The 9,737-nt window shown below is 38.8% G+C and carries 8 protein-coding genes; 4 read left to right on the plus strand and 4 right to left on the minus strand.

What is annotated here, in order from left to right:
- Positions 1-37 precede the first annotated feature (37 nt).
- Positions 38-937 (minus strand): TIGR03899 family protein, encoded by a 900-nt coding sequence (locus ABKW31_RS12775; RefSeq protein ID WP_348616833.1) that lies wholly within the window; start codon positions 935-937, stop codon positions 38-40.
- A gap of 206 nt (positions 938-1,143) precedes the next feature.
- Between ABKW31_RS12775 and ABKW31_RS12780 the strand changes: the two genes are divergently transcribed.
- A complete protein-coding gene (locus ABKW31_RS12780; protein ID WP_348616834.1) occupies positions 1,144-3,378 on the plus strand; it encodes an EAL domain-containing protein in 2,235 nt (744 codons plus the stop codon).
- A gap of 331 nt (positions 3,379-3,709) precedes the next feature.
- On the plus strand, positions 3,710-4,024 hold the full coding sequence (locus ABKW31_RS12785; protein WP_348616836.1) for a hypothetical protein: 315 nt from the start codon (positions 3,710-3,712) through the stop codon (positions 4,022-4,024).
- 56 nt (positions 4,025-4,080) lie between these two features.
- Here ABKW31_RS12785 and ABKW31_RS12790 read toward each other — a convergent pair whose 3' ends face one another.
- Entirely contained in the window at positions 4,081-5,223 is a 1,143-nt protein-coding gene (locus ABKW31_RS12790) for a fatty acid desaturase (RefSeq protein WP_348616838.1), read from the minus strand.
- A gap of 153 nt (positions 5,224-5,376) precedes the next feature.
- Here ABKW31_RS12790 and fabR point away from each other — a divergent pair, with 153 nt between their 5' ends.
- Positions 5,377-5,967 (plus strand): HTH-type transcriptional repressor FabR, encoded by a 591-nt coding sequence (fabR, locus tag ABKW31_RS12795; protein ID WP_348616840.1) that lies wholly within the window; start codon positions 5,377-5,379, stop codon positions 5,965-5,967.
- Here the strand turns inward: fabR and trmA are convergent.
- The gene (gene trmA, locus ABKW31_RS12800) at positions 5,964-7,064 is read right to left on the minus strand and encodes a tRNA (uridine(54)-C5)-methyltransferase TrmA (protein WP_348616841.1); all 1,101 of its coding nucleotides are present in this window, start codon (positions 7,062-7,064) and stop codon (positions 5,964-5,966) included. The genes fabR and trmA overlap by 4 nt on opposite strands.
- Before the next feature lie 154 nt (positions 7,065-7,218).
- On the opposite strand from trmA, the gene ABKW31_RS12805 reads away from it, so the two are divergent.
- Positions 7,219-8,634, plus strand: coding sequence for a DUF5610 domain-containing protein (locus tag ABKW31_RS12805; RefSeq protein WP_348616843.1), 1,416 nt, complete (start codon positions 7,219-7,221; stop codon positions 8,632-8,634).
- A 74-nt stretch (positions 8,635-8,708) separates the two neighbouring features.
- Here ABKW31_RS12805 and ABKW31_RS12810 read toward each other — a convergent pair whose 3' ends face one another.
- A complete protein-coding gene (locus ABKW31_RS12810; RefSeq protein ID WP_348616845.1) occupies positions 8,709-9,164 on the minus strand; it encodes an RNA-binding protein in 456 nt (151 codons plus the stop codon).
- Positions 9,165-9,737 lie beyond the last annotated feature (573 nt).

Below are 9,737 nucleotides of genomic sequence, written 5' to 3' on the forward strand. Positions count from 1 at the left end.
TTTAATGCGCCGAAGATGCTTATCTCCTTCGCCCTTCTTAGTCTTTTATATTAAATACTGTCCCAAGCTTTTGTCGCAAAGCTACAACATAGTGGTCTTGCTTTTGACTATTAACTAACTTGCTCAGCTCTGCGCCGATAGTGGTAAATTTAAAATAAACTAATGTGAGCGATCTTAGCCTAGGTGATAATGTCATGGTATGTCCGGAAATACGCCACTCAACAGTCTCTCCAAATGCAATCTCTCCGGACTCTATTTCACTATGATGAATGAGGCCTAAATCCATTAATGCCAGCAAGTCAGGGTAACTTAAACCAAACTGAGCCAAATTGAGTTGATGTCCACTATTGGCGCTGAAAAACGACCAAAGCGATTTTTTACGATAATAACCAATTAATAATTTGGGGCTAGAATCACCACGTTGTCGGCTGGCAAAATTAACCGCACGTCGAAAAATCACGGCGTCTTTCTGCGTGAGTTGTTTAAGGAGTTGCAAGGTGTTGAGTGAAAAGCTGCCAGGTTTACCACTTTCAACTGCAAAAATTTTACCCCATAATTCTTGCATCGGCGGTGAATAAATTTCTTCTGCCATTTTAATAAAACTAAAAAACCAGTCAGGATCTATATCATCAGTTTGACCTTCATCAAGGCAAAAATTGATGGCTTTACTAAGAATATTTTCTAAATTTATAATTTTTCGACGTTCTTTTAATTTTAAACGTTCACTTATTTTATGATCGATACTTTGTTTTTGCTTAGCGCTTGATATTGAATAAATTCCAGCCTGACTAAACCACTTGGCAATGCGATCTGTGCCAGCCAATTTTTTAACGTGCTCGGTTTTATCTTTAGATATTTCAAGTTTGGCATCGGATTTAATAGGTTTAATATCCGCTATTATTGGCTTAAATCCGGTATTTTCTACTTTAATCGACATGTTTTTATTTAGGATTTTACTCAGAGCTCATCGGCATAATAAGAATTTTATGACTACTTAGCGTTAAAAAATATTTTGGACTACTATCAATAGCATAAAATCACGCCAATGTGCACAGGAGTCTTTTGCTCTGGGCAATATTGAGTTAATGTTAGCTAAGATTGTACTTTATCCATTATTGCTACTTCGGAGTCGTCTGTAATTAAATGAGCCAAAATAATTATGAAAATGATGAACTGATTTTTTTATCCGAAGATAAAGGTTCAGAAGTCAAAGTTGCAAGTGGTTATTGGAATATCCTCGTCGTTGATGATGATGAAGAAATTCACTCAGTGACTCGCTTAGCTTTGTCTGACTTAATTGTGAATGATAAAGGTTTAAAGTTTATTCATGCTTATTCTGGTGCCGAGGCTCTAAAAATCATTGGTGAGATGGGCTCAAGTATTGCCATTATTTTATTAGATGTGGTGATGGAATCTGATGACTCAGGTCTAAGAGTCGCTAAAATCATGCGTTCGGAAATGGGCTTAGAAGAACCGCGAATTATTTTACGTACCGGTCAACCCGGTTATGCTCCCGAAGAGCAAGTTATTAAAGACTACGATATCAATGACTATAAAACAAAGACAGAGTTAACCCGTAGCAAATTAGTCACGACGATAATAGCGTCCTTGCGTTCTTATCAACAAATATTATCCATTAATCAAAGCCGACTTGGTCTTCAGAAAATTATTATCTCTGCCGCCAACTTGATGGAAGAACATTCAGTAAAAAACTTTTGCGAGGGAGTGGTAACCCAGATTAGCTCTCTTCTTGGGCTCGAGGCCGGAGGTGTTGTTTGTGCTCGCGCAGGTTCGGTACTAGAAAAAGATGATGATGGTGTTTATATCTTGGGCGCGGCAGGTGAGTTTGCCTGTCACATTAATTTAAAGTTAGAAAATATTCATAACCCTCAAATTGTCGATTTTGTGAATCGTTGCCTTGCTATAAAACAACATATATTCGAACACGATTTCTCTGTTTTATACCTCAATAGCTCTGGTTATGAGGCCGCCGTTTATCTGCAAATGGGTAAAGAAATTAGTGAGATAAATAAACAGTTACTTGAAGTGTTTTTAACCAGTGTTTCTGTAGGTTACGAAAACGTTAATTTATTTCATCAGCTACGCACTGCTGCCTTTAAAGATTGGTTAACTAAATTACCTAATCGTAGTGAGTTTATTAACATGCTTGATGAACTTGGAGATGGTAAAACTGCCGTTCATGAGGTCATGGTTGCTTTAGTTGATATCAGCCATTTTGCCGATATTAATGATGGCCTAGGGCAAGACGTCGGAAACAGTGTGCTGTTATCGGTTGCTAATAGACTTGAAGAAACTTTCAAAGACAAGGTCAGATTAGGTCGGATTGGATCAGATGTGTTTGGTTTAATTGGCCCAGAATTTTTTGTTAATCCACAAACCCTGCAAGAACTGTTTTTTGCTCCTTTCAAAGCCGGAGAGCACTCCTTGCACTTGGGGGCGTCTTTTGGTTTAGTGAGACTGACCAATAGACCGCAAACTGGCATCAATATTCTCAAGCACAGTAACATTGCTTTAAACGAAGCCAAGAAAAATCTTAATACAAATTTTGAATTTTACGAACCAGAAATGGAAGAGCAAACAACGTGGCGTTTAGATATGATCCGCCAACTTGCTATTGACTTTAAGGCACGCAAATTACAGTTGTGGTATCAACCACAGGTCGATTTGGTGACCGAAAATGTGGTTGGAATGGAGGCATTGTTACGTTGGCCAACATCGAGCGGCGGTTTTATTTCGCCAGATGTTTTTATCCCTCTTGCTGAGTATTCAGGCCTTATTATTGACATTGGTGCTTGGGTGTTAGAAGAGTCGTGTCGACAACTAGGTGTATTGGCGACATACGGCTTTGATGAATTGCGGATGGCAGTGAATATCTCAATGCCACAATTCCGAGATCCAGCGTTTATTAACGTGGTAAAAGACGTTATTACACGTGAGGGTATTAAACCTGAAAAAATCGAATTAGAAATTACCGAAAGTATTGTTATGGATGAACCACAAATAGTGGTGGAAGCATTACATGAGTTAAAAGCTTTCGGCGTTAAAGTGGCTATTGATGATTTTGGTACTGGTTTTTCATCGATGAGTTACTTGCAACAACTTCCATTAGACAGGTTGAAAGTTGACCGTTCTTTTGTGAATGAAATTACTCCGGGTAAGTCAGCATTTATTGCTGAAACGATAGTAACATTAGGCAATAAGCTGGGATTATCAACTATAGCTGAAGGAGTAGAAAAACGAGAGCAGGCGAGTTACATGCTGAAACTCGGTTGCGACGAAGCGCAAGGGTATTTGTTCGCCAAGCCTATGCCATTCGATCAATTATTAGCGTACCTGATTGAACAACGTGATCTTTAAATCTGCTCTAGGATTAACACAGTAGCTAGCCCTGCTGTGTTTTCGCTGTCAAATGTTGGCTGATGTTATTGTGCTTAATATTTAATTTGTCGAGCCTAAACCTAACTATCTTGTTTTCTTACTTTATTTTTTAGTTTAATTGCCCAGAATATCTGTCCCCTTACAAATACGTACTTGATCTTAAGTTGATTATGTTCTGCGTGGTAATCAAATAAATATAGAAATATTTCACTTTGTCATAATATTGTCATAAAACTATGCTGTTAAAACTTGATGTGTTGCTCTGATCAGTGTAACTTTAAGTCATACCAGCAGTTAAAAGGTGAAAATTATGCGTATGAAACTAGTTCTAACAGGCATCCTATTAGTATGCTCCAGTCTAGCGCACAGCGAATTAAGTCAAAAAAGCATGTTTACTTGCATGGACATGAATAACTATGAAATAAATGGCCAGTGCACAGCTTCGTTGATTGATAATAATATGCAGTTTCAAAATATGCAGCGCGAGCTTACTTTGAAACTTGAGCAGCAAAGCCCAAATGTGATGGCGACGACACAATTCTTCCCCAACAAGATGTTGATTAAAGTGATTGCTCAAAAAGACCAAGAACAACAAGAAGCTAAATTGTTTGCTCTAGTACAATAAGGTAAGTGAGATAAAAAAAAGCTGCTTCAAGCAGCTTTTTTTGTGTCTGGTTTTTACTAATTTTTTTCGACCATTAAGGGCAAACAAACCAATTGATTTAATTTAAGCCACTTCTCTTTCTGCAAGGCCAAATTAAGCTTTAATTCTTTATATCGATGGTGCAATTCCAGCTTTTCATAACTGCGTTTTAAGTCCTGTTTTTTTACTCCCATCATCCTTTTTTGAGCTGCGTAATATTCGGTCATTCTGTGCACTAATAATTCATACTCGTCTTGGAGCTTTTGCATCATCTCTTCTCTATTGGCTAATGAGGCAATACGCAGTTTTGACCGTTGCAACTGCATAATTAAGCGGGCTTTTTCAATCCGTTCTTCAGGGCAGCGGCGCAAATTCTTTGCTAATCCTACAAAAGATAGACCTCTTATCAGCCATTTACTGGGATCAAACTGCCACCATCTAATACCGTTACGATAGTCGTATTCAAAGATATGATGGAAATTATGATAACCTTCACCAAATGTAAAAAACGCTAAAATATCATTATCTCTTGCACTGTTTTTATCGGTGTAAGGCTGTCTACCCCAGATATGCGCCAGAGAATTTATGAAGAATGTCACGTGATGAACCACAACAAGCCTAAACACACCAGCCAGCAGCAACATGCCCGATATATCGTTGTTGAGCCAGCCTAACAAAATTGGTACACCAAAATTAGCGCTGAGCATGATGGCTAAATAATGGCGGTGCTGCCACATAACCACTTTGTCTTTTTGTAGATCCCGACAGTTACTGTAATCACTGTAACGATGAACTTGATATTCTCTGAGCATCCACCCAATGTGGGAATACCAAAATCCCATTTTTGCTGAATAGGGATCAGATTCGTTATCATCTACATGTTTATGGTGAATGCGGTGATCAGAGGACCAATGCAAAATACTGTTCTGCAAGGCCATAGCGCCACCAATCGCCAGAATTACCTTGATAACTGGGTTTGCTTCATACGCTTTGTGAGACCACAAGCGATGATAACCTGCTGTAATCGACATACCTGAAAAATAGATAAGTGCAATACAGGCAATAATTTCAAAGCTATCAAATCCATGAGTAAAGGCTTCGTAAGGAACGATAAAAAGTGCGATAAGTCCGGTAATCAGGAATATGGCGACATTGACAAACAACAAGCGAGGTTTTTTCATGGTAATTATTTTTTGAGCTTACAACTGTACGCTAATTTAACTTTGCCTCAGTACTTAATCAAGAAAAATCTACTGATACTGATTGAAATCATAGGCTGTGCCCTTCACGATTTTCAGGGTAAACTAGTTTATAAAAATTAATTAGAGCTTATTTTGAGTCGTCAATTACAAAAACTACGTACTCGTCGCAGTATTATTGAAGCTGCTTTTTCGTTGCTTGATGAACAACGCAGTTTGTCTAGTATTAGTCTGCGTGAAGTTGCACGGGTAGCAGGTATAGCACCTACCTCTTTTTACCGACATTTTAAAGACATTGATGAGTTAGGTTTGACCTTGGTTGATGAAGCTGGCTTAGCCTTACGACAACTTATGCGTCAAGCCAGATTAAGAATAGCCTCGGGCGGAGGAGTAATACATACCTCAGTAGAGACTTTTATGGAGTTTATTAACGACAACAGTAACGTATTCAGATTGTTACTCAGGGAACATACCGGCACGTCATTAGCCTTCAGAGCGGCCGTATTGCGTGAGATTCAGCATTTCAACGTTGAACTGACTGATTACACTATGGCAACCACTGGCCTCAAAAGTAATATCGCCAATTTACAAGCTGAGGCCATGGTGAAGCTGGTTTTTAGCACAGGAGCGGAAGCTCTTGATGCGACACCTGAACATAAGAAAGTCTTGGCTGAAAGACTTAAACAACAACTGAGATTTATTGTTATTGGTGCATTACAGGCCTAAGCCCTTTTTTGCAGAAATACCCCACATTCTGCATGATGGGTATAAGGAAATTGGTCAAATAAAGCAAAGCGTACTATCTCATGACTTTGGCTCAGTACATTGAGATTTTGCTTCAGGGTATCTGGGTTACAAGAAATATAAACGATATTTTGATACGCCTTAACCATGCCCAAGGTTTCATCATCTAGCCCCGATCGTGGCGGATCAACTAATATGGTTGTGCAGTCAAAATCTTGTAAATTAATACCTTCTAAACGACGAAACTCACGTTTTTGCTGCTGCGCTTCGACAAATTCTTCACTCGACATTCTTAACACGGTGACATTGTCAATTTTGTTCAGAGCAATGTTGTATTGCGCAGCGGTAACCGATGATTTGGCAATTTCTGTGGCTAATACGCGATTAAAGTTTTGTGCTAGAGGTAGAGTGAAGTTACCAAGCCCGCAGTAAAGTTCTAATAAGTCACCTTGACAATCTTGTGTCACATCCAAGGCCCATTCAATCATCTTAATATTTACCCCAGCGTTGGGTTGGGTAAAGCTATTTTCGATATGTTTAAATTGAAAGTCTGTGCCATTGATCATTAAGTTTTCGATTAAATAATCTTTATCTAACACCATTTTTTGTTTCTTGGCGCGCCCGATAATATCGATGCTATATTTTTTTCTCAGATTAATCAGAATGCTTTGCATCTCTTGCTGCCAACCGGCATCTAAGGTTTTATGATAAAGCAAAGAAACCACAATGTGATTGTTAAGGCTGCTTAAATAGTCAATTTGAAATAGTTTACGTCGAGCAATCTCATTAGGCTTAAGCAAGTGAACTAAATCAATCATAACTTGGTTAATTATTTTGCTGGCGGCTGGAAAATTTTCAACCTTATATTTTTCTTTGCTCTGCTTATCGAACATGATGTGATAAAGATCGTTACCTTCATGCCACACTCTAAATTCAGCCCGCATTCTGTAATGAATAGGCTCAGAGGGAAATACTTCTAAACATGGCATGGCAAAATCATCGAAGCTTTGTTGTATCAAGTCAGCCTTGTACTGCAATTGTGCTGGATAATCGTCAATATTGATCGCATTGTGACCCATGGTATTCTCCCACCGTGTTGCTTATAAAATCGCGCAAGGTATAGGGTTTTAGCTAATACTTCAAGATTGCTGTTGTAAAGTATTATTTGTATGTAGCCTAAATTTTATGCACCACCTGCCGATAACTACTAATGAGGGAAGTGAGGTAGACAATATGAACATTAATCAATTAAAAGCATTTTTAGGTGACAAACCCGCACATTTAGGCAGTGAGACCAGTGTGCAAAACCAGTTGCGTGATTCCGGCCTGCGCCAAGCTGCCGCCTTACAAGCTAATCAAGCACAAACAAATTCTGATAAATTCAGCTCTAGTTCGAGCTTTGGCGCAAGAGTATATTCGAGTGCTCTGAACACAACATTAGAGCTTGACGGTAAGAAGCCGGATTTCTCGAGTAATAAAGCAAAACAAACCGTGCAACCCTTATTTGATTTTGAAGAGGTGGCAAAAAATGTTTTGAAATTTGTTGGCGGTGCAATCAAGAACGCAAAAAGCAATGGTGCCGATGATAGCCAGTTAAACAAGCTATTTGAGCAAGCGACGATTGGCGTGTTAAAAGGTATCAAATTGGCAGAAAAAGATTTAGCTGGTTTGATGAACGAAGAAATTCGCGTGGGTATCGACAACAGTAAAAAATTAATTGACGAGGGTATTGAAAGCCTTAAAAAAGATATTTTTGCTAAGCAAGATGAGCCTACGGCTAATTCTACTCAGGTTAAGCAAGTTGCAACGCAAATATCGGTAACGCAACAGCAATCCTCTCAACTAGTAGTTAAAACAAAAGAGGGCGATGAAGTTACATTATCTTTTGAAGATTTTAAACAGTTTGAATTTAATCGCCAAATTATTTTACAGCAACAAGCTGAGGCAGCTAAGCAAGTGCAACAAACATCTAAGTCAGACGCTCCGGACTCTGCTCAAGTAAATATTGCAAACCAACAACCAGCTGAGCAGCCGGAAGCAAATGCTTCTAGTACCAAGCAAGCAGAACCGCTCAAACAGAGTGTGAAAACCCAGGGCGAAGTTCAAACCAAAGAGTCACCTCCTACTGTGTTGCAACAGAACAGTGTCTATTATGAAAGTAATGCATTGAGTTTCAGTGTGAGCGGCAATTTAAACGAACAAGAATTAACCGCTATCGGGCAACTTGTATCGGATGCAAATAGCTTAGCTGATGAGTTTTTTAATGGCGATATAGAAACGGCTTACAAACAGGCCTTAAAGCTTGGCTTCGACGAAAAAGAACTAGCCGGGTTTGCCTTGCAGTTAACCAAAGCAGAAACTTCCCAAGTGGTTAAAACCTATGAGACGGTTTCGCACTATAGTCAAAATAAAACAGATAGTGAGCCAGCTAAGGCCGTTAAGCCGATAGCGCAATATCTTGATAAGATGCTATCTGTGCTTGATGCCAGTCGTCAGCAACTGCAAGATGGCAGTGATTATGACAATATGCTGAATACACTCATTAATCGTATGGGCGAAGTGCATACTCCAGATTTGATTACCGCATTGAATCGCTTTCACACCTTTAATCAAAAATTAATGGATAATCTCCCTCTGGCTTCACAATAGGCCATTGTTATTACGCAAATAAAAACGCCTACATAATGTAGGCGTTTTTATAACTAACTTGTTTTAACTCTAGTTTATTCTTCTTCAGTTTTGTCTTTGGCTAATCTCACCTTTAATGTTCTTTCTTGAAATTCAGAATCATTTAAGTTTTTGATTGCGTTATTAGCGCCTTTTGTATCCATTTCTACAAATCCATAACCTTTACGCTTTCCAGTCCGACGATCTTTCATTAATCGCACAGAGTTAACTACACCGTGTGCTTCGAAATGTTCTTGCACGGCTTGTTCATTTGCCCGATAAGGTAGGTTACCTACATAAAGAGTACTTAATTCTGAAACTTGACCGCTATCACCGATGCTCGGTGTGCTTTTAATGTTAAATAATAAAACTGATGCTATGCCGCCAATGACGATACCAAGTGCAACTGAAATAGCGGGCGATAATGCAATATTAACCAGCTCAAAAACGAAATAACTGGCAATTGCTAAGACTAAAACACTAATAATGTTTGTGATTAAAGATGAGTTCATGATCAAGAGTACCTAAAAGTTGTATTTATAATAATAAGGAAACGCAGCTCTATGTTACTTACTTATCAATAAATCGCCAATACAAACCATTAAACAGTGACGACTTAGTTAGTATTTATTGCTATTTTTTCGCCAAATATAATGTTTAATAAGCACATTGGTGAATTTACACGCACTTAAACGATTATTTCAAAAAAGGTGTTGCAAGTGATGATGGCTTGTCTATAATGCGCCTCCTCGCTTCGGGACAGACAGTAAACGTCTGACACGACACCGGCTTCGGCCCGTGATACGAGACTCCTAGGAGTCAAGTGATTAGCGGGTTGTGGAGAAAGAGTTTTAAAAAATAATTTAAAAACTTTCTTGACAACGTAAACGGATAGCGTAATATACGCCTCCCGCTTAAGAGGGTCTTCGGACAGCTTAAGCAGACAAGATTTAACCGGCGGTCGTCAAATAGGACGGTCACCCAGTACAAGTGTTTTTTCAGAAATCAGTGTTCACTACGTTCACGCATTTCGCTTCAACAATCCTGTACTAAACGCTCTTTAACAATTAATAACAAGACAATCT

This window comes from Paraglaciecola sp. 25GB23A, from assembly GCF_040012495.1.
GTDB lineage: Bacteria > Pseudomonadota > Gammaproteobacteria > Enterobacterales > Alteromonadaceae > Paraglaciecola.